This is a genomic window from Rhizobium sp. WSM1274, from assembly GCF_025200775.1.
In the GTDB taxonomy this organism is placed as follows: domain Bacteria; phylum Pseudomonadota; class Alphaproteobacteria; order Rhizobiales; family Rhizobiaceae; genus Rhizobium; species Rhizobium leguminosarum_I.
Map to the genome: position 1 here is coordinate 2,140,576 of NZ_CP104138.1, position 20,282 is coordinate 2,160,857.

At 63.7% G+C, this 20,282-nt stretch carries 17 protein-coding genes and 1 pseudogene; 5 read left to right on the forward strand and 13 right to left on the reverse strand.

Annotated elements, in window-relative coordinates; genetic code table 11:
- Positions 1-8: 8 nt before the first annotated feature.
- The 4 genes from N2600_RS10860 to N2600_RS10875 all read right to left on the reverse strand — a co-directional run bounded on the left by N2600_RS10860 (position 9) and on the right by N2600_RS10875 (position 5,740).
- On the reverse strand, positions 9-1,979 hold the full coding sequence (locus tag N2600_RS10860) for a DEAD/DEAH box helicase (RefSeq protein WP_222385053.1): 1,971 nt from the start codon (positions 1,977-1,979) through the stop codon (positions 9-11).
- A gap of 99 nt (positions 1,980-2,078) precedes the next feature.
- Positions 2,079-3,935 (reverse strand): CHASE2 domain-containing protein, encoded by a 1,857-nt coding sequence (locus N2600_RS10865; protein WP_222385054.1) that lies wholly within the window; start codon positions 3,933-3,935, stop codon positions 2,079-2,081.
- A 5-nt stretch (positions 3,936-3,940) separates the two neighbouring features.
- On the reverse strand, positions 3,941-4,459 hold the full coding sequence (locus N2600_RS10870) for a FecR domain-containing protein (protein ID WP_222385055.1): 519 nt from the start codon (positions 4,457-4,459) through the stop codon (positions 3,941-3,943).
- Positions 4,460-4,594: 135 nt separating this feature from the next.
- On the reverse strand, positions 4,595-5,740 hold the full coding sequence (locus tag N2600_RS10875) for a citrate synthase (RefSeq protein ID WP_222385056.1): 1,146 nt from the start codon (positions 5,738-5,740) through the stop codon (positions 4,595-4,597).
- Between the two features lie 83 nt (positions 5,741-5,823).
- Here N2600_RS10875 and N2600_RS10880 point away from each other — a divergent pair, with 83 nt between their 5' ends.
- On the forward strand, positions 5,824-6,912 hold the full coding sequence (locus N2600_RS10880) for a citrate synthase/methylcitrate synthase (RefSeq protein ID WP_222385057.1): 1,089 nt from the start codon (positions 5,824-5,826) through the stop codon (positions 6,910-6,912).
- 38 nt (positions 6,913-6,950) lie between these two features.
- Here N2600_RS10880 and N2600_RS10885 read toward each other — a convergent pair whose 3' ends face one another.
- The 5 genes from N2600_RS10885 to N2600_RS10905 all read right to left on the reverse strand — a co-directional run bounded on the left by N2600_RS10885 (position 6,951) and on the right by N2600_RS10905 (position 11,801).
- On the reverse strand, positions 6,951-7,421 hold the full coding sequence (locus N2600_RS10885) for an SRPBCC family protein (protein WP_222385058.1): 471 nt from the start codon (positions 7,419-7,421) through the stop codon (positions 6,951-6,953).
- A gap of 73 nt (positions 7,422-7,494) precedes the next feature.
- Positions 7,495-9,123, reverse strand: coding sequence for a CTP synthase (locus N2600_RS10890; RefSeq protein ID WP_222385059.1), 1,629 nt, complete (start codon positions 9,121-9,123; stop codon positions 7,495-7,497).
- Positions 9,124-9,266: 143 nt separating this feature from the next.
- On the reverse strand, positions 9,267-9,803 hold the full coding sequence (gene secG / locus N2600_RS10895; protein ID WP_072638396.1) for a preprotein translocase subunit SecG: 537 nt from the start codon (positions 9,801-9,803) through the stop codon (positions 9,267-9,269).
- Positions 9,804-9,934: 131 nt separating this feature from the next.
- The gene (gene tpiA / locus N2600_RS10900) at positions 9,935-10,705 is read right to left on the reverse strand and encodes a triose-phosphate isomerase (RefSeq protein WP_132609359.1); all 771 of its coding nucleotides are present in this window, start codon (positions 10,703-10,705) and stop codon (positions 9,935-9,937) included.
- Positions 10,706-10,901: 196 nt separating this feature from the next.
- Positions 10,902-11,801: an alpha/beta hydrolase gene (locus N2600_RS10905; RefSeq protein ID WP_260298731.1), complete on the reverse strand. Its 900-nt coding sequence runs from the start codon at positions 11,799-11,801 to the stop codon at positions 10,902-10,904.
- 219 nt (positions 11,802-12,020) lie between these two features.
- On the opposite strand from N2600_RS10905, the gene parE reads away from it, so the two are divergent.
- The 3 genes and pseudogenes from parE to N2600_RS10920 all read left to right on the forward strand — a co-directional run bounded on the left by parE (position 12,021) and on the right by N2600_RS10920 (position 16,790).
- Complete coding sequence (gene parE, locus N2600_RS10910; protein ID WP_260298732.1) at positions 12,021-14,120, forward strand: DNA topoisomerase IV subunit B; 2,100 nt, start codon at positions 12,021-12,023, stop codon at positions 14,118-14,120.
- 197 nt (positions 14,121-14,317) lie between these two features.
- A pseudogene (locus N2600_RS10915) lies at positions 14,318-15,456 on the forward strand (esterase-like activity of phytase family protein).
- Positions 15,457-15,572: 116 nt separating this feature from the next.
- Positions 15,573-16,790, forward strand: coding sequence for an AI-2E family transporter (locus N2600_RS10920; RefSeq protein ID WP_222385063.1), 1,218 nt, complete (start codon positions 15,573-15,575; stop codon positions 16,788-16,790).
- 19 nt (positions 16,791-16,809) lie between these two features.
- On the opposite strand, the gene N2600_RS10925 is transcribed toward N2600_RS10920, so the two are convergent.
- Positions 16,810-17,268 (reverse strand): GNAT family N-acetyltransferase, encoded by a 459-nt coding sequence (locus N2600_RS10925; RefSeq protein ID WP_222385064.1) that lies wholly within the window; start codon positions 17,266-17,268, stop codon positions 16,810-16,812.
- A 128-nt stretch (positions 17,269-17,396) separates the two neighbouring features.
- On the opposite strand from N2600_RS10925, the gene N2600_RS10930 reads away from it, so the two are divergent.
- Entirely contained in the window at positions 17,397-17,819 is a 423-nt protein-coding gene (locus tag N2600_RS10930) for a hypothetical protein (RefSeq protein WP_222385065.1), read from the forward strand.
- On the opposite strand, the gene N2600_RS10935 is transcribed toward N2600_RS10930, so the two are convergent.
- The 3 genes from N2600_RS10935 to N2600_RS10945 all read right to left on the reverse strand — a co-directional run bounded on the left by N2600_RS10935 (position 17,816) and on the right by N2600_RS10945 (position 20,261).
- Positions 17,816-18,958 carry a DUF2336 domain-containing protein gene (locus N2600_RS10935; protein WP_260298733.1) on the reverse strand — a complete coding sequence of 381 codons (1,143 nt, stop codon included), beginning with the start codon at positions 18,956-18,958 and terminating at the stop codon, positions 17,816-17,818. The two genes, N2600_RS10930 and N2600_RS10935, sit on opposite strands and share 4 nt — an antisense overlap.
- A gap of 101 nt (positions 18,959-19,059) precedes the next feature.
- On the reverse strand, positions 19,060-19,677 hold the full coding sequence (locus N2600_RS10940; protein WP_222385067.1) for a flavin reductase family protein: 618 nt from the start codon (positions 19,675-19,677) through the stop codon (positions 19,060-19,062).
- Positions 19,677-20,261, reverse strand: a complete 585-nt coding sequence (locus tag N2600_RS10945; protein WP_222294861.1) for a nitroreductase family protein — start codon at positions 20,259-20,261, stop codon at positions 19,677-19,679. The genes N2600_RS10940 and N2600_RS10945 overlap by 1 nt, the downstream gene beginning before the upstream one ends.
- Between the last annotated feature and the right edge of the window lie 21 nt (positions 20,262-20,282).

The window sequence follows — 20,282 nt, forward strand, 5'->3', positions numbered from 1 at the left end:
CGGCAAAATCAGCCGGGCTTCTTCTTTGAAGACTTATTCTTCGGTGCGCCGCCGCCCTTGCCCTCATATTTGGGGCCTTCGGATCTGGGGCCTTCGAATTTCGGCTTGTCGTATTTCGGCTTGTCGGACGTCGGGCCATCGAAGGCGGGTTTGCCCGGCTTCTTGCTCCAGGGCTTGCTATCCCGTTTGTCCCCGCCGCTATTGTCGGCTGCAGCATATCCGCCGCCCGGACCCTTGCCGAACTTGTTCTTCGGCCGCTCGCCACGGAACGAATCGTCCGGCCGGTCGTCACGGGATGGCTTGCCGGCATAGGGTTTTGACGCAGGCGCCCGGCTGAAATCCGGCGTGCCTGAAAGCCTGGTCACGCGGATGCCGCGTTCGAGCGCCTTGTTCGGACCGATCGCCGCCAGGAAGCTTTCGGCACTCGCCGCGGCGATCTCCACATAGGTTTCCTCGGGCTGCATCTTGATCGCGCCGATTTCGCGCTTCGTTACATTGCCGTTGCGGCAGAGCATCGGGATCAGCCAGCGCGGCTCGGCATTCTGCTTGCGCCCGACCGAGACGGAGAACCAGACGCTGGCGCCGAAATCCTCGCGCGGTCCCTTCTGCGCCGGCTCGTAGGGCTCGGCATTGTCGCGGCGCTTGCGGCTGCGCTCGTCCTGTACGGTAACCTCGATGAGGTCCTCCGGCGCCGAATGATTGGTGCGGTAAAGCCGTAAGAAAGCGGCGGCGAGCTTTTCGGCGCCGTGGCTGGCGAGAAGCTGCTGTACCAGCCCCTGCTCTTCCTCTTGCGGCGTTTCGTTGAAGATCGGATCGGCAAGCAGCCGCTCGTCGTCGCGCTCGCTGACCTCCTCGGCCGAGGGCGGTCGCGCCCAGGCAGCCGAAATACCGGCATTCTCGAGCAGGCGCTCGGCCTTGCGCCGTGCATTCAGCGGCACGATCATGGCGCTGATGCCCTTGCGTCCGGCCCGGCCGGTGCGGCCGCTGCGGTGCAGCAGCGTGTCCGGATTGGTCGGCAGGTCGGCATGGATGACGAGATCGAGTCCCGGCAGGTCGATGCCGCGGGCGGCAACGTCGGTCGCGATGCAGACACGGGCGCGCCCGTCGCGCATCGCCTGCAGCGCGTGAGTGCGCTCGTTCTGCGTCAGCTCGCCGGACAGTGCCACCACGGCGAAATTGCGGTTGTTGAACCGCGCCGTCAGATGGTTGACGGCAGCACGCGTCGAGCAGAAGACGATGGCATTGGTCGCCTCGTAATAGCGCAGCACGTTGATGATCGCATTCTCGCGGTCGCTCGGGGCAACCATCAGCGCGCGATATTCAATGTCGATATGCTGCTTTTCCTCGGCCGCGGTGCTGATGCGCACGGCATTGCGCTGGTAGCTCTTGGCAAGCTTAGCGATCGCCGCCGGCACGGTTGCCGAAAACATCAGCGTCCGGCGTTCGTCCGGCGCCGCGTCGAGGATGAATTCGAGGTCTTCGCGGAAGCCGAGATCGAGCATCTCGTCGGCCTCGTCGAGCACGGCAGCCTTCAGTTCCGACATGTCGAGCGCCCTGCGGCGAATATGGTCGCAGAGCCGGCCAGGCGTGCCGACGACAATATGGGCGCCGCGTTCGAGCGTCCGGCGCTCGCTGCGGATGTCCATGCCGCCGACGCAGCTGGCGATCACCGCGCCGGTCATCTCAAAGAGCCACTCGAGCTCGCGCTTCACCTGCAGGGCAAGTTCGCGCGTCGGGGCGATGACGAGGGCGAGCGGAGCTCCAGCATTGCCGAAGCGCTCCCTGCCTTCGAGCAGCGTCGGCGCCAGCGCCAGTCCGAAGGCGACGGTCTTGCCCGAGCCGGTCTGGGCCGAGACCAGCGCGTCGGAAGCGGCGAGCGCCGGATCGAGCATCGCCTTCTGCACCGGGGTAAGTTCGGCGTAACCGCGCTTCTGCAACGCCTTGGCGATCGCCGGAACGACGCCGTTGAATTCTGTCATGAGTTCGATCTTTCGGAGCTGTCAGGCGCGTTGCTGCGCCATGGCCGGAGCCAGCCGGCGGGGTATTTGCGCCGTTCCTAGCCCCTCCCGCGGCGATTGTCAAAGTGTGCGGCTGCGCCACAGCCAGGCGTCGATGCGGCTTGCCCGGCCGCGCAGCGCCGTTTCCAACGGTCCCTCCATGCGGCCGGACTGCGTGAGCACGCTATCGGGACCGGCGGCGCGGACGATTTCGGCGCTCAGCGCCAGTTCGACGCCATGGCGGGCGGCGACCTCCATCAGCCGGCTGCCGACATTGATGGTGTCGCCCGCCGCCGTGATCTGCTGCCGGTCGCCGGTGCCCAATCGCGATGCGACGATCGGGCCGCAATGGGCGCCGACCTTGAAGCCAATCTTCTTCGGGGCAAAGCCAGCATGCGCCTGAAGCCAGGCTCGTGTGCGCTCGCAGAGGCTGACCGCGCAGGCAGCGGCGCGTGCGGCGTCGTCATCGGCAGGCTCCGGCAGGCCGAACAGGATCATCGCCCCGTCGCCCATGAAGCTGGTGATGGCGCCGCCATGGGCCCGCGCCTCCTCGTCAACCAGTTCGAAGAAGCCGCTCAGCATCTCGCTCACCGCTACTGGCCCGACATTTTCGCTGAGGCCGGTGAAACCCGAGAGATCGATGAAGATGACGGCGGCGTTCTGGCGCACAGGCGCGGCGAGGAAATTCGGATCGCGCGCCAACCACTCGCCGAGGCCGGGTGCCTCGATGCGCTGCAGCAGCGCGCTCTGCTCGGCAAAATGGCGGGCGCGGCCGCGGTCGAGCCAGAGCTCGGCCGCCCCGAAGATCAGCGCCGGCGGCAGCGCTGCGGCGATCGGCAGCGCCGCACTCAGCCAGTAGCCATGTGCATAGGCCGACAGATTGAGCATCGCCCAGAGGACCAGCGTCAGCACGATGATGAGATAGCCTGCCGCACTCCGGCGCCAGGCGACCAGCGACACGAGCACGATCGGCAGTCCGACGGCGGTGGCGGCATCGATCAGCCGCATCCTGTGGTCACGCACCATGCCATCGCCGGTGACGAGATGGGTGATCGCCGTCGACATTACCTCGACGCCGGGCATGACGGGATCGAACGGCGTCGGGTAGACGTCGCCGCCGCCGGTGACAGTCGAACCGATGACGACGATCCGGCCTGCCACCGCATCCGCCGAAAGCTTGCCGTCCAGCGCATCGGCGGCGCTGAAGGTGGCGATGCTGCCGTGCCCGCCATAGAAGGTCACCGGCAGACGCTGGCCGATATCGGTGGGAATACGCAGCTTTCCGAGCATGATGGCGTCATGTTCGATCCTGGGATCAACGCCGAGCGCCACCGATGCGGCACGCAGCGGAAAAGCCGGATCCAGCCGGTCTGCGGCACGCGAGATCAGCGGAATGAAGCGCGGTGTGCCGGTCTGGTCGGTTGCGACATTGACGATCCCGACCGCGGCAGCCTCGGCAAAGCGGGGAAGCGGCAATAGCAGCTGGTTTGCCTCCGGGATCGCGGCAAGCGGATCCTCGGCCACATCGGTGACCCGCTGGCTGCTTTGCGCAAAAGTGGCCGCGGCTGCAATCACGCTCGGCCCCTGGCGAAGGGCTAATGTCAGCGCCGCATCACCCGCCTCCGGACCCGGATCGACCAGCAGAATATCGATCGCCAGGACCTTCGGCTTCAACGCGGTGATCGCGTCGGCGAGGCGCGCGAGTGTCGCCCGATCGAGCGGATAGCCGTGCGCCCCAGCGGTGCGGTCGTCGATCGCGACGATCGAGACGACGGGAGGCGGTGTCTTCGCACCGACAATGGCGCTGCGGATATCGGCAAGCGAGGCCTCCATCCGGTCGAGAAGGCCGCTTCCGGCATCGAGATTGGTATAGCCGAGCGCAGCTCCCCAAAGACCGGCGAGCAGCAGCGCGATCACGGTCAGCGGGCGATGGTTCATGGGATTTATTGGCCGAGCCGGGCAAGAAGGGCGGCGGCGCGCGGCGCTGGCCAGCGACGCACGACGAGAGGTTCGGTCCCGCCGCTGACGTCGACGCCCTCGCCGGGCGACAGCACCACTGCCTCGCCGGCCGGCCGGCGGACCGCGACGCTGCCCCTGACGACCAGCACAGAGGTCTTGCCGCCCGCGACATCGACAGCCCATTGTGTGCCGCGCACGGCGGCGATCGCCTGCGGCGTCACGACCTGGAAACCACCGGCGTGCTGGGTGTTATCGACATCGACGAGGATGGCCTTGCGGCGCAGCGATGCCGAATCGGGGCTGCCGTCACGGTTGCTGTCGACGAGGCTATAGGCAGCGCCGGCCTCTGCCGTCACAGTGACGCCGCCTGGACAACTCAGCACCTGGCGGGCGCCGGCATCACGCAATACCGTGCAGCCGGCAGACTGCGCAAAGGCCGACCCATGCGGAATGAGGCCGACAGCGAGTATGGCGGCAAGCTGGCTGCGAAACGTCATATTCATGGAAAGTCCCCTTGACCGTGCGGACGGCTCTTGTCGAAAGCGTCCGCCAACCGTCTTCTTCCATGTGAAGCATGATAGCCGAATTCGGATATTTCCCTAGGCAAAAAAGCTAACCAGCGCAATCGGAGGCGGAATTCAAGTTTTGGTGCCCGTTTCAGGCGTCGGTCCTGCATAACGCGCCCGCGGCCGGATCAATTCGCCGCTGTCGATCTGCTCCATAGCATGCGCCAGCCAACCCACGGAACGGGCGAGCGAAAAGATGATGATCGGCGCCTCCCTCGGGAGATCGAAGGCGGCGGCCATTGCGGCAAGCGCAAAATCGACGTTGACCTTCTCGCCGACCATCTCCTCGCCCACTTTCCGGACCTCGGCAAATTGCGGCGGCAGGGGGAAGTGCGACAGCAGCGCCAAGGCCCTGGCATCGCCATCCGGATAGAGCGGATGGCCGAAGGCCGAAAGGCGATTGCCCTGGGCAAGCGTGCGGCGGATCGCCTTCTCCGCCCCAATGGTGGAAGCGGTCTCTATCAAGGCGTCGACGCCTTGCCAGGCGGCACCATGCAGCGGCCCTGTCAGCGTCGCCAGACCGGACAGCACGGCGGCCGAAAGGGCCGCCCCCGCCGATGCCGTGACCCGCGCCGCAAAGGTCGAGGCGTTGAGTTCGTGATCGGCAAGCAGCACCAGCGCGCGGCGCAGGCAATCGGCGGCATCCGGCCGCTGCCAGCTTATCGCAAGCCTGAGATGCAGCGGCTGGTCGAAAGGCCCCGGCGCCAGTGCATCGGCGATGGTGCGGAGGACGCCGCTTGCTTCGCGGCGAAGTGCTGCCTGCGAGCGGCCGAGCGATGGCAGATCCGATGTCACCCGCCCTGCCAGCGCCTGGAATGCCGCCTGAAGCGACGGCGAGGCATGGCGGGTCTCGTTGCCACCAGGGAGTGTTTCCGCGCCGTTCCAGAGCAGTTCCGCCGTCTGCTCGAGCGTCGCGGCTTCCACGAAACCGGCCGCATCCTTTCCGCGATAGAAAAGCCGTCCGCCGATGATGGTGGAGATTGCCGACGACAGAACCGGATCGCCCCAGCGGATCGCCTCGGCGGCGACCGTTTCGGTCTTGCGGCGGCCGGCATGGCGTTCGGCAAGCCGCTGTACATCGGTAGCTTGATAGAGGCTGCGGCGCGGGTCGGCGGGATCGGGCTTGGCGCGGATTCGTCCGCGGCTGACGTTGGCATACAGCGTTTGCGGCTTGGTCTTCAGCGCCTGCAGCACCTCCTCGGCGGTCAGCCACGGCATCGGAGCCTCACATTGATCAATTGCGTCAAGATTGACGTCAATGAAACTAGGTCGGATCATCCCGGTCGTAAAGGAGAAACAACATGAAAAACGGCTTGGAAGATGTCATTGCCGCCGAAACGCAGCTTTCGGATGTCGATGGCGAAGGGGGACGACTGATCATCCGTGGCGTATCGCTGGATCACCTGATTGCAAACGGCACCTATGAAGGCGTCGCCGCCCTATTGCTCGATGGGCTGATGGAAAAAAGCTTCGACGAAGCGGAATTGCGCGACTGGTTGGCGCAGGCGCGAACGAGGATTTTCGGCCACATCAAGGCCGCTGACGCCGCCCTGCTCGCTTTGCCTCCGGTCGATGCGATGCGGGCGCTGATCGCCCGCCTTCCCGACGGCGAGGATTTCGATACCGCTCTCAGCCTTCTGGCTGCGCCCGCAGTTTTCCTGCCGGCGATCCTTCGCAAGCAACGCGGCAAAAGACCGATCGCGCCGGACGCCTCGCTGCCGCAGGCGGCCGATATCCTGCGCATGCTGACTGGAAAATTGCCGACCAGGGAGCAGACAGCGGCACTCGACACCTATCTCGTGACGATATCGGACCATGGCCTCAATGCCTCGACCTTCGCATCGCGCGTCATTGCCTCGACGCAGGCCGGCCTCACCTCTTCCGTACTCGCGGCGGTGAGCGCGCTGAAAGGGCCGCTGCATGGCGGCGCGCCCGGTCCCGTGCTCGACATGCTGGATGCGATCGGAACGGCGGAGAATGCTTATCCGTGGATCGAGGAAGCGCTCGACCGCGGCGAAAGGCTGATGGGCTTCGGCCACCGCATCTATCGCGTCCGCGATCCGCGCGCTGATGCGCTGAAGGGCGCGCTGAAGCCGTTGATCTCAACGGGCCAGGTGAACAGCGCCCGCGGCGCTCTGGCGGAAGCCGTGGAGACCACTGCACTGGCGATCCTGAAGGCGCGCAAGCCGAACCGGCCGCTTGACGTCAATGTCGAATTTTATACCGCGCTGTTGCTCGAAGCGCTCGGCTTTCCGCGTGAGGCCTTCACCGGCGTCTTCGCGGTCGGCCGCACCGTCGGATGGCTGGCGCATGCGCGCGAACAGGCGCTCGACGGCCGGCTGATCCGGCCACGCTCGGTCTATATCGGGCCGCTGCCGGCGGCTGCGTGAAAGTTGAATTCGGCGGCAGCATATCCTGCCGCCGATCCTCAACCGCCGACGAAGGCGGCCAGCTTGCCGAGCGTCGAGCGGCACCCTTCCTCATTGTCTTCGAGGCGGATCCCGGACGGAATATTGTCGCAGACCATCGTCACATCGGTGCCTCCATCCACAGGCGACAACATCGTGCTGACGGTCATCTCGCCGGAAAAACCCTCGTCCTCGGAATCGAAGACCGTTGCCCAGACGATTCGTTCATCCGGCACGAGCTTGGCAAAGCGGCCTTCGAACTTGTCTGTCTTGTCGGAGGTCTTGCCCGGCTGCGATGCCTCGTCGTCGGGATAGACGAGCGACATGCTGAAGGCACCGCCTTCCCTGCCCTCGAAGGCATGGACGATGCCCTTCATCGTACCGGGCGGAAGCCAGGTGGCGACCGCATCTGCATCGAGGAAGGCGCGGTAGATGCGCTCGCGCGGCGCTGCGATGAAGCGTGAGAGGGTGGTGCTGCGTGAAGGGGTCATGCCGGCAAGTTAGCGCAGGCACGGATGTTATCCAGATCGCGCCTGAAACAACGCGATCTGGGGCTGTCAGTCGTCAGACGAGGCGGCTCTGTTCCGTCGCTGCTTCGATGAAGCTGGCAAACAGCGGATGCGGGTCGAGCGGCCGGCTCTTCAGTTCCGGGTGGTACTGTACGCCGATGAACCAGGGATGATCGGGATATTCGATCGTCTCCGGCAGCACGCCGTCCGGCGACATGCCGGAGAAGACGAGGCCGCAGTTTTCGAGCCGGTCCTTGTAGTCGATATTGACCTCGTAGCGGTGGCGGTGACGCTCGGAAATATCGGTGGAACCGTAGATATCCGAGATCTTCGTGCCCTTCTTCAGCGCCGCCTTGTAGGCGCCGAGGCGCATCGTGCCGCCGAGATCCCCGGCTGCCGTGCGCTTCTGCAACTCGTTGCCCTTGACCCATTCGGTCATCAGGCCGACCACCGGCTCTTTCGTCGGGCCGAATTCGGTCGAGGAGGCACCGGACACGTCGGCGAGATTGCGCGCCGCCTCGATGACCGCCATCTGCATGCCGAAGCAGATGCCGAAATACGGCACCTTGCGCTCGCGGGCAAAGCGGGCAGCGTGGATCTTGCCTTCCGAACCGCGTTCACCGAAGCCGCCCGGCACGAGGATACCGTGCACCTTTTCGAGATAGGGCGCCGGATCTTCTTTTTCGAAGACCTCGGACTCGATCCATTCAAGGTTGACCTTGACGCGATTGGCGATGCCGCCGTGATGCAGCGCCTCGATCAGCGACTTATAGGCATCCTTGAGGCCGGTATATTTGCCGACGATCGCGATCGTCACCGCGCCCTCTGGCGTGCGGATGCGGTTGCAGACCTCTTCCCACGGGTCGAGCCGCGGCTTCGGCGCCGGCTCGATACCGAAGGCCGCGAGCACCTCGTCGTCGAGGCCTTCCTTGTGGTAGGCTATCGGTACATCGTAGATGTTGGCGACGTCGAGCGCCTGGATGACGGCAGACGGGCGAACGTTGCAGAACAGCGAGAGCTTGCGGCGTTCGGCTTCCGGAATTTCGCGGTCGGCCCGCACCAGCAGGATATCGGGATGAATGCCGAGCGCCTGCAGTTCCTTCACCGAATGCTGCGTCGGCTTGGTCTTGAGCTCGCCGGCCGCCGGAATGTAGGGCATCAGCGTCAGGTGAACGTAGACGGCGGTGCCGCGCGGCAGGTCGTTGCCGAGCTGGCGGATCGCCTCCATGAACGGCATCGCTTCGATGTCGCCGACCGTGCCGCCGATCTCGCAGATGACGAAGTCGTAGTCGTCATTGCCCTCGACGACGAAATCCTTGATCTCGTTGGTGACGTGCGGGATGACCTGCACCGTCGCGCCGAGATAATCGCCGCGCCGTTCTTTGTCGATGATATTCTTGTAGATGCGGCCGGTGGTGATGTTGTCGGTCTTGGTCGCCGAACGCCCCGTGAAGCGTTCGTAGTGACCGAGATCGAGATCGGTTTCCGCCCCGTCGTCGGTGACGAAGACCTCGCCATGCTGGGTCGGGCTCATCGTGCCCGGATCCACGTTCAGATAGGGGTCGAGTTTGCGAAGCCGAACCCGATATCCACGGGCCTGCAGCAACGCTCCGAGAGCCGCGGCCGCAATTCCTTTTCCGAGAGAGGAAACCACGCCGCCAGTGATGAATACGTATCGCGCCATGGGAGTCACCGGATACCTTTTCAAAAACGATTCCACCAGCCCAAAAATTCTTTTCCAGAACTTTCGATGCGTGGCGCAGGAATCTGAACAAAAGAAAACCGGCAGACCCGAGGGCCTGCCGGCGGTTTATGTCGAAGACCGGCTTACTGTCCCGTCGGGACGCCGGAGGGCTGAGCCGGTGCCGGCGCGGCCGGAGCTGCGGGCGTTGCCGGGGCAGTCGTTGCCGGAGCGGTCGTTGAAGGCGCGGTGGCCGCCGGGGCCTGAGTGCCAGTTGCCGGCGCCCCAGTTGCTGGCGCCTGAGCGGCGGGAGCCTGCGGTGCGGGTGCTGCCGCGCCGCTGCTCGGAACGCCGTTGCCGGCCGGCGGGGTTGCCGGAGCCTGCGCGCCGCCGAGCGAATCGAGAATACCGTTGCCCTGGCCGCCTGTTGCCGGAATGCGGTCGAGAATGTCGCTCGGACGGCCCTCGTAACGCGTCAGGATGCCGAGGCCGAGCGAGGTCAGGAAAAACAGGGTCGCAAGGATCGCGGTCGTGCGCGTCAGCGCATTGGCCGTGCCGCGGGCCGACATGAAGCCCGAACCGCCGCCGATGCCGAGGCCGCCGCCTTCGGAGCGCTGGATGAGCACGACGCCGACAAGGGCGAGCACGATCATGAGATGGATGACAATCAATACGGTCTGCATGGGTCCAGTCCTGCCCGCCTGGAGACGGACAAAGTTAAGAATTCTGGCGGCTCTTTACATGAGGCTTTCATCTATTCCAAGCCCTTCGGCCAGGAATAAACTCGGGAATAAACCCAGGAATAAAAAATGCCTCAGGCGAGCAGCGCCTCATAGGCCCGGTAGATGGCGAGGAAGTCGGCCGCTTTCAAGCTCGCTCCGCCGATCAGCGCGCCGTCGACATTGGCAATGCCCATCAGCTCATGGGCATTGGCCGGCTTGACCGAGCCGCCATAGAGAAGACGCATCTTCCGGCCTTCGTCGCCGAAGCGGGCCGCAAGCTCTGCCCGCATGAAGGCATGCGCCTTTTCGACATCACCTGATGTCGGCGTTACGCCGGTGCCGATCGCCCAGATCGGCTCGTAGGCGATGACTGTGCTCTCAGCGGTGGCGCCGTCCGGAACCGAGGCGGAAAGCTGGCGCTTGATGACGTCGAGCGCCTGGCCTGTCCGGCGTTCATCCGCCGTCTCGCCGATGCAGATGATCGCCGTCAGCCCTGCGGCGAAGGCAGCCTCCGCCTTGGCGCGCACCAGATGATCCGTTTCGGCATGGTCGGTGCGCCGCTCGGAATGGCCGACGATGACATAGGTGCCGAAACAATCGGCAATCATCTCGGCCGAGATGTCGCCGGTATGTGCGCCTGATGGGTTCTGATGGCAGTCCTGAGCGCCGATCGCCAGCGGGCTGTCGGTGCACAGCGCCGTCGCCACATAGAGCAGCGTCGCCGGCGGGCAGATCAGCGCTTCGACCTTGTCGGCCAGCGGCGGGCGAACACCCTCGGCGATCGTCTTGATCTGATCCAGGGAGGCACGCATGCCATTCATTTTCCAATTTCCCGCCACAAGCGGGCGCACGTCAGGGGTCATGCCGGCCTTCCACAATCTGCTTATGCCTTGGGCAATATCAAAAGCTTGCAGCAAAGAAAAGCATCATGCCCTTGACGTAAGGGGAATCTCTGCGATCCCGCGCATATTTCTGCCGAAAATCGTCCGCTATAGCGCCGCGCGTCTTATCAGGCACGCTGAGGTAGCATTTTGAATTCACGCATCGGCCCGCTGCGCTCTAGCCGGCGAGAATCCAGTTCAACACCCTGCGCCAGTCGATCATCCGGATTGGCGTCCCGTGATTGCCGGTCTGAAACAGCGTGAAACGCGCCGGATATTTTGCCTTGTGCAGGCTTTCGAACAGCGCTTGCTGGGCGGCGGCGGCATAGACAGGATCGCGGCTGCCATGGGCGAACCAGAGCGGCAGCTTCGCCTTGTAGAGGGCGCTCCTGGTGAAATCGGGATCGGTCTCGCCGCTCATGATCAGCATGCCCTTCAGCCGCTTGACGCTGTCGCTGTCACGCGCAATGCCCCAGCAGACCTGGCTGCCCATCGAGGCGCAGGAAAGGATGATCGGCCGACCGGGTGATTGCGCACTGGCATATCGGATGAGGCCGGCGATCGCCGCAACGCCGTTGCTGTCGAAGCCCTTGACCGTCGGCGAATAATAAACGCCGCCATTGCCGGCGACGAGGTTCTTCAGCCGGTTGAAATTGCCGCCGAAGCTATAGTCATTGGCGCCGAGCCGCCGGTCACCGTCGCGCCCATGGACGAAAATCACAGTGAAGGCGGCATTCGCGGCCGGTCCCACCCTGGTGACATCGAGCTTGATACCGTCGACAGACAGCGTCTCGTCCGCTTGGGTCTTGCGGATGGCGAGCGCCACATATTTCTGCTGCACCCGCTTCTGCGGGACCTGATCGCGGCCGTTGATATCTCGCATCTCGTCATAGTCGATGACCTCGAAGGCGCCGTCATCGCCCGTCTGCAGCACGGCCTGCTTCGAAAACAGGTCGTCCTTGAAAGGCGGCAAAGCATCGGCTGCCTGCGCCGGGCCAACAGCGGACAGGATGGCCGCGGACAAGAAAAACGCCGCAATTGCCGTCAAGATGGTGCAATGACTTGTGGACATTCGCATTCGGATGGTTCCTGAAGCCTGCTGCCGCTTGCCATTCCGCACCCGGCAACGCAAATCATTTGGGAAAAGCCCGCCAAAACAGGCGGTGTCGCGTATAGATGTGCTTTCTGGCAAAATCTGCCTGATTCGCAAACGTGGCATGAAATGCGGTGATTTTGGGTCGGCGGCGGATGCCCGCCCAAGCCAGACCTAAGACAGGATGAAGATCTGAACGGCTCCATGGACGATAGCAACGACCTCTTTTCCGGAATGCCCCTCTCTGAAAAACGCGAGGAGGCGCAGAAGCCTGCGGCGCCCGCCGAACGGCCGTCGGCTCCGGCTGCGCCGGTCGCCGCAGCACCCCCTGCTGCCGGAGCCTCAGCACGTCCCGCGCCCGCCGCCTCGAACTCGGATGATTACGGCGCCTCGTCGATCCGCGTCCTTGAAGGCCTCGAGCCGGTGCGCATGCGCCCTGGCATGTATATCGGCGGCACCGATGAAAAGGCGCTGCACCACCTCTTTGCCGAAGTCATCGACAATGCGATGGACGAGGCGGTCGCCGGCCACGCCAATTTCATCGAGGTCTATCTCGACCTCGAGGGTTATCTCACCGTCTCCGACAACGGCCGCGGCATTCCGGTCGAGAACCATCCGCAGGTGCCGGGCAAGTCGACGCTCGAAGTCATCATGACCAAGCTGCATGCCGGCGGCAAATTCGACGGTAAGGCCTATGAGACCTCGGGCGGCCTGCACGGCGTCGGCGTTTCGGTCGTCAACGCGCTCTCCGACGACCTCGAGGTCGAGGTGGCGCGAAATCGCAAGCTCTATCGCCAGCGCTTCTCCCGCGGCCTGCCGCAGGGCGGTCTCGAAGAGTTGGGCGACGTCCACAATCGCCGCGGCACCCGCGTGCGCTTCCATCCCGACCCCCAGATCTTTGGGGATCATATGAAGTTCGATGCCGCCCGCGTCTTTCGCATGGCGCGCTCGAAGGCCTATCTGTTCGGCGGCGTCGAAATCCGCTGGAGCTGCGAGACGGGCGTGCTGCCCGAAGGTTCCGAGGTGCCTGACAAGGCCGTCTTCCACTTCCCCGGCGGCCTGAAGGACTATCTCCAGGCGACGATGGGCAAGGAGTTCACCGTTACCCGCGAGATCTTTGCCGGCAAGACCGAGAAGACCAGCGGCCACGGCTCGATGGAATGGGCGATCACCTGGTATGGCGGCGATCCGCAGGTGCATTCCTATTGCAACACTATCCCGACGCCCGAAGGCGGCACGCATGAGGCGGGGCTGCGCATCGCGCTGACCAAGGGCCTGAAAGCCTATGCCGAGCTGACGCAGAACAAGCGCGCCGCGCAGATCACCACCGACGACGTGATGATCTCGGCCGTCGGCATGCTGTCGGTCTTCATCCGCGAGCCGGAATTCGTCGGCCAGACCAAAGACAAGCTTGCGACCGTCGAGGCCCAGCGTATCGTCGAGAACGCGCTGCGCGATCCCTTCGACCATTACCTTGCCGATAACCCGAACGAGTCGGCCAAGCTGCTCGACTGGGTGATCGAACGCGCCGAGGAGCGCCTGCGCCGCCGCAAGGAAAAGGAAGTCAACCGCAAGACTGCGGTGCGCAAATTGCGCCTGCCCGGCAAGCTCGCCGACTGCTCGCAGAACACTGCCGAGGGTGCCGAGCTCTTCATCGTCGAGGGCGATTCGGCAGGCGGTTCGGCCAAGCAGGCGCGTAACCGCGCCAACCAGGCCATTCTGCCGCTGCGCGGCAAGATCCTCAATGTTGCCAGCGCCGGCCGCGAAAAACTCGGCGCCAACCAGCAGCTCGCCGATCTCGTCCAGGCGCTCGGCTGCGGCACGCGGTCGAAATACCGCAACGAAGACCTGCGTTACGAGCGCATCATCGTCATGACCGATGCCGACGTCGACGGCGCCCACATCGCCTCGCTGCTCATCACCTTCTTCTATCAGGAGATGCCGGAACTGGTGCGTGGCGGCCATCTTTTCCTCGCCGTGCCGCCGCTCTACAAAATCACCCAAGGCTCGAAATCCGCCTATGCCCGCGACGACAATCATCGCGCCGAGTTGATGCAGACGGAGTTCAAGGGCAAGGCCAAGGTCGAGATCAGCCGTTTCAAAGGCCTCGGCGAAATGATGCCCGCTCAGCTCAAGGAAACCACGATGGATCCGTCCAAGCGCACCCTGCTCAAGGTGCTGATCGACGAGATCGATTTCGAAGGCACGCGCGCCGCCGTCGACGATCTGATGGGCACCAAGCCCGAAGCCCGCTTCCGCTTCATCCAGGATCGCGCGGCTTTCGCGGAGAATCTCGATATCTAGCGTATGCCATCGAGCGCGCCGAGCGGTCGGACAGACACGGGTTCGTCGCCACGCATTTTAGTATTCACGATTTCACGGAACTGACGAAGAACCGTAACAACTCCGTCAAACAACCGGCGCATGAAGCGGTCGGCGCGCCTTCCCCTGGGAGCATTTGCGCCGGTCGAACCGTTTTCAACCCTTGCCGGATATTTGTCATGACCAAGCGTTTTCTCGCGGCTGCCGCTTTCATTCTCCTGTCCAGCACCGTCACCGCCAGCACCACAGATATTGGGGCCACCTTCGCGACCGCCTGCCCCTTCGGCGATTGTGCCGCCGGCATTTCGCTCTCCTATCTCGGTGAATTCGTCATTCCCACCGGCCACATGGAAAACGGCGTCGAATTCGGCGGCATTTCCGGCCTCGATTTCGATGCCGCCACCGGCCACTATCTCGCCATCAGCGACGACCGCTCGGAAAGAGGCCCGGCCCGCTTCTACGAACTCGACGTCGATCTCGATGCCTCGGGCCTCAAGGGCGTTTCGGTCGTCAAGCAGGTGACGCTGAAAGATAAGAACGGCGAGCCCTTCGCTGCCCGGACCGTCGATCCGGAATCGATCCGCCGCGGCAAGGACGGCATCTATTGGGGCAGCGAAGGCGACGGCAAGGCGCTGCTTCCGCCCTTCGTCCGCGTCGCTTCGCCGGACGGTTCCTTTGTCCGCGAATTCAAGCTGCCGGAGGGCTTTGCGCCGACCGCGGACAAGTCGACCGGCATCCGTGACAACCTCGCCTTCGAGGATCTTGCCATCGCGCCCTCAGGCGACGTTTTTGTCGGTGTCGAAGCGGCCCTTTACCAGGATGGCCCGAACCCTTCGCTGACGTCAGGCAGCCTGTCGCGCATCGTCCGTTACGACAGCGCCACCGGCGAGCCGAAGGCCGAGTACGTCTATCCGGTCTCGCCGATCCCGCAGGCCGCCACCAAGGCCGACAGCGGCAATGACAACGGCATGTCGGAGATGCTCGCCCTCGACGATCACCGCCTGCTCGCCGTCGAGCGCAGTTATGCCCAGGGCTTCGGCAACAGCATCAAGATCATGATGATGGATCTGACTGACGCCACCGATGTATCCGCCATCGCGTCCCTCGCCAAAAACGACCAGCGCGTCGTCCCGCCCGCAAGAGCCAGGTCCTCGATTTGAGGGCGATCGGCCTCGTTCCCGACAATATCGAGGCCATGTCGCTCGGCAAGGCCAAGGACGGCACCGATGTTCTCATTCTCGGCTCCGATAATAATTTTTCGACCAGCCAGAAGACGCAATTCTACGCCTTCAAGATTCTCAGCCGCCCGCAGCAGTAAGACGCCCGGGTCTGAGGGTCGAATAGCGACGCTTTGTATACGCTTTCATGGTGCGGACCTTGAAACCGCCGGGTTGATGGCCCATAACCAGAGTACAAGAAAAAGAAGAGGCGCGCGTGGGTGTGTTCGACCGTCAGAAAAGCAATCATGAACCGCGATGGCTCGGATCGTCGGCGCAGACGCGCACGCCGCTGATTCCCTCCATTTCGGCGGCGCGCTGGCTGCTGGTCCTGGTCGTCGCTGCCGGCGTCTATTTCTTCTACGGCTTCCTCGTGCCGGTGCTCGCAGCCCTCGTCATCGGCTTCGCCAGTTGGCCACTCTACCGCAAGCTTCTTGCCCGCGTCGGCGGTAATACGACGATCGCCGCGACCATCGCCATCATCATGATCATCACTTTCCTGGTCATCCCGATCGGGCTTGCTGTGACCTATACGACGGGCGAAGTACGCACCTGGGTCACTTGGGCAATCCACGCCAACCGCGCCGGCGCCCCAACGCCTGACTGGATCGTCGCATTGCCTTGGGCCGGCGCCTATCTCGATGAAGTCTGGACAAAATATATCGGCAGTCCCGGCGCGCTCGGCGAAGTCATCCAGGCGGTCAGCGGCGCTAATATCGGCAACATTTACCGCGCCGTACTTGCGGCCGGCGGCGGCGCCTTCCACCTGCTGCTGACGCTGCTCTTCATGCTGATCGCGTTGTTCTTCGTCTATCGCGACGGTTTCTCCTTCTCCAAGCAGATCGATATGCTCGGCGAGCGCATCCTGCCGAACCGCTGGGAGCGCATTTCCCGCGTCGTGCCGGCGACGATCAGTTCCACCGTCATGGGCATGACGCTGATCGCGATCGGCGAAGGCATAGTGCTCGGCCTTGCCTACTGGATTGCCGGCGTGCCCTCGCCGGTGACGCTCGGTGTGCTGACCGGCGTGATGGCGCTGATACCGGGCGGTGCGCCACTCTCCTTCTCGCTGGTCTCCATCTATCTGTTGGCGAGCGGCTCGCATGTCGCCGGCATCGGTCTCTTCGTCTGGGGCACGGTCGAGCTCTTCATCGTCGACAAGACGCTGCGGCCGAAACTCGTCGGCGGTCCGATCAAGCTGCCCTTCCTGCCGACCTTCTTCGGCCTTGTCGGCGGCGTCAAGACGATGGGTTTTCTCGGCATCTTCATCGGCCCGGTGCTGATGGCGCTGATCGTCGCCATCTGGCGCGAATGGATCCACGAAGCCCGCAATGCCGACAAGAGCGAAAGCGGACCGCAGATCATTATCGACGATCAGGCCCCGCCGCCAGTCCCCGGTTCGCCGAAGGCCATGCCGCGCGTCGCCGAAGGCTGAACATAGCTTCGCAGATGGGTTACCCCAGCCGCTTTTCCATAAACAGGCTGAGCGGATCCGGCAGATAGCTGCCGAAAGGCTCGATTTCCCGATATCCGTATTTGCGGTAGAGCGCGATTGCCTCCGGCTGGTAGATGCCGGTTTCGAGCCGGATCGCCGTCAGCCCCTTTTCCCCGGCGATTGCTTCGAGCGCATTCATCAGGCCACTGGCGATCCTCAGCCCCCTCGCCTCGGGATCGACGAACATGCGCTTGATTTCCGCCGTGCCATCGCCGGCCTCGACCAGCGCGCAGCAGCCGACGATCGCATCGCCGTTACGCGCAACGAGGAAGCTCACCGAAGGTTTCTCCAGTAAGGAGAGGTCGACCAGATGGTTGCTTTCTGCCGGATAGAGCGATTGCGCATAGGCATCGGAAAGATCGAGAAGCCGGATGACGCCCTCCTGGCGCGGCGGCTCCAGGGCAATGGTGACAGACATGCTGGCTCCTTCTACTGGCGCGGGGCACAATTTCCCCGATATGACGAAGAGTTAATGTCGTTGCCTTCATTCGGTTGGAATTGCTCCCTCTAAGACGATGAAGTGCTCAATAATCAAGGAAGCAGAAGATGCAAGCGTTGCTGATCGCGATGACCATTCTCGGCTGCGACGATTCCATCAGCCAGTGCAATTATGTCGCGACGGTCGATAAACGCTGGGAAACCGTTGCCGCCTGCGATGCCGAGGCCGAACGACGGCTGAAGACTTATGTGAACGTCAACTATCCCTCGGTGATCGCAGTGTGCGAGGCGCCGAAAGCCATCGCCGTCGCCGAGCCGCCGAAGCCGGCGCCCATGCCCGCCGCGGCGCCCGAGGTCGCTGTCGCAGCGCCCGAGGAACCAGCAGGAAGGATCGCCGGTTTTGCTGAAGGCATCGCCGGCGAGGTCCGCGCCCATCTGCCCTCGGGCAGAAGCGTCAGAGACACACTCAGCAAGCCATTGCATTTCGTCTCCGCCAGCTATTCCTGGGTGGCGACGCGGCTAGCTGATTAGGCCGCCGCAAGCGCCGCATAGATGCGGGCCGATTGTCGCTGCTCGATGACACTAAGCTTTTCCACCATGTCGAGCAGTTCGCCGATCGCGCCATGCGCGTCGTGATGGCGGAATTTTTCGAGAAGACGGCCGCAGACATTGCCGAGCACGCTCGCCGGCGCTTTTCTGGCGGCGTCGCGCCACAGCATCGTCGCCTCGACGAAGACGACGCTGATATCCCTGGGCAGGCCGGCGGACTCATAGAGCGCACGCACGGCATGCATGCGCCCGGTTGCCAGGATCGAACGCACGCGGCGCTCGCTGCACGCGGTCAGGTCGACGATCGCGCCGGCGAAGAAATCCACCTTGCCGGCGCAGAGCGTATGCATCAGGAAGGACGGCGTCAGCCGGCCGCTAAGGCGCAGATGCGTCACGAGATCGGGTATTTCGCGCGGCGCGACGTCGCCGGCGATCGAAACGATGGCAGCCTCGGTCGCCTCGCGGCTGATCCGTTCCAGCCTTTGCAGGCCGATCGCCGCCTGCGCCAGCGGCAGGTTAACCAGCGCATTGCTGACATGCTGGGTGAGCAGCTGGCGGGCATCGGCCGGAAGATCGCTGCGGTCCAGAAGCAGGTTACGGATGTCACAGCAGTCGCCAAGCCGCTCCGCGATGCGTTTCAGCGACGGAGTGGAGATCGCCGCCCCGTCGTTCTCGAGCAGGCAGAGCAGCTCTTCTTCGTCGCCGACCTCGGCAAGGGCGGCGGAAACCGGGCGAGTCACATGCGCCCTCGCCGCGATCAGCATGCGGGTAGCGCCGTTGCCGCGCGCGGCAAGGTCGACCAGATCGGCATCGCTCAAAAGCGGCGAACAGGTCACCGCGTGGCAGGCAACCTCGGGCTGGTCCTCGGCAAGCGAAAGGATCAGACTGCGCGGCGCATTGGGCGACCAGGCGATCGCCTCGGCAAGCGCAAGCCGCACGCGCGGCGACGGATCGTCGAGAAGAAAGGTCATCGCCATCTCGGCCGCCACCCGTTCGTCGCCGGACATTTCGGACTGCAGATAGGCTCGCCCGAGAGCGCTTGCGGCCCGGGCCCGGTCGCCTGTCTTGGCCGTTTCGACCCAACGAAGAAAAGCTTCTACGATCACGCGACGCCCCAGCACTTCAACGCGATTCTTTCGCGCTCTTTTCAATGCTGCGACCGTAGCGGCAAAAGGTTTAAGATTGGTTCACCATATTTCTTAAGCCTTTGTATGCCTTGCGATTAGCCTTCAATTGGTGGAAGTTGCGGCCGGACCATCTCGAAAACATCGCTGCCATCGCTGTAATCCATATAGCCCATGCGGGCGAGAGGCCGGGCAATCGACATGTCGAGGCGGCCGTTCCTGACGATCGCTTCGTCGATGCGGATGCCGATCACTTCGCCGAAGACCAGGACGTTTTCGGACGGCGCGCCCGACAGCGTCTTCGGCTCGATGATTTCGGTCACCTTGCATTCGAGCACCGCGAAAGCCTCGCCGACATAGGGCGCGTCGATCAGTTCGGCCTGCTTCGGCGTCAGGCCGGCGAAATCGAATTCGCTGTCGCCGTAGGCCAGCGCCGCCGAGGAAAGGTTCATCTTCTCGGCGAGATCGCGGCTGACGAAATTGCAGGTGAAGACGCCGGTCTCGGCCGCATTGCGCTGGCTGTGCTTGCTTCCGGCGGAAGAAAACATCACCAGCTTCGGCCGATCGGCAACGGCATTGAAAAAAGAATAAGGCGCGAGATTGATCGAGCCGTCCCTGCCCTTGCTACCGATCCAGCCGATCGGGCGCGGCGACACGATCGCCTTGAAAGGATCATGCGCAAGCCCATGCCGGTTGCTATCGGTGGTATAGAACATCAATCGTCTCCGCCGACCCAGGTCACGGTGTCGCCAAGCTCCGGCCGAGGCCGCTCGATTGCCGGAAATGTCGTCGAGCCGATATGGATGAAGCCCGCCACCCTTTCATCAGGCCGGACGCCAAGCAGCGGATAGGCGCGCTTGTCATAGGCGAACCACTCCGTCAGCCAGTTGGCGACATAACCGTTGGCGTTGGCGGCGAGAATGACATTGAAGCAAAGCGCGCCTGCCGACATCAACTGCTCCCATTCCGGGATCTTGATATGCGGCCCCGCCTTGCTGACGACGGCGACGACCACGGGCGCGCGGGTGAAACGGCTGCGCTCGACCTCGATCATCTCTTCGGAAAGGTCGGGTTTTGAATGAAGTGCCAGCGTCAGAAGCTCCTCGCCGAGACGCACGCGCTGCTCTCCGCGATAGACGATGAAGCGCCAGGGGGCGATCTTGCCGTGATCGGGAACACGCGAGGCAAGACGCAGGATTTCCTCGATCTCGGCCTTCTCGGGGCCTGGTTCGCACATCTGGAAAGCGGGGATGGAGCGGCGCACGGCGAGGTAGTCGATCAGCTTGATATCGGATTTCATGCGGGAGAGGCTCTCATTATT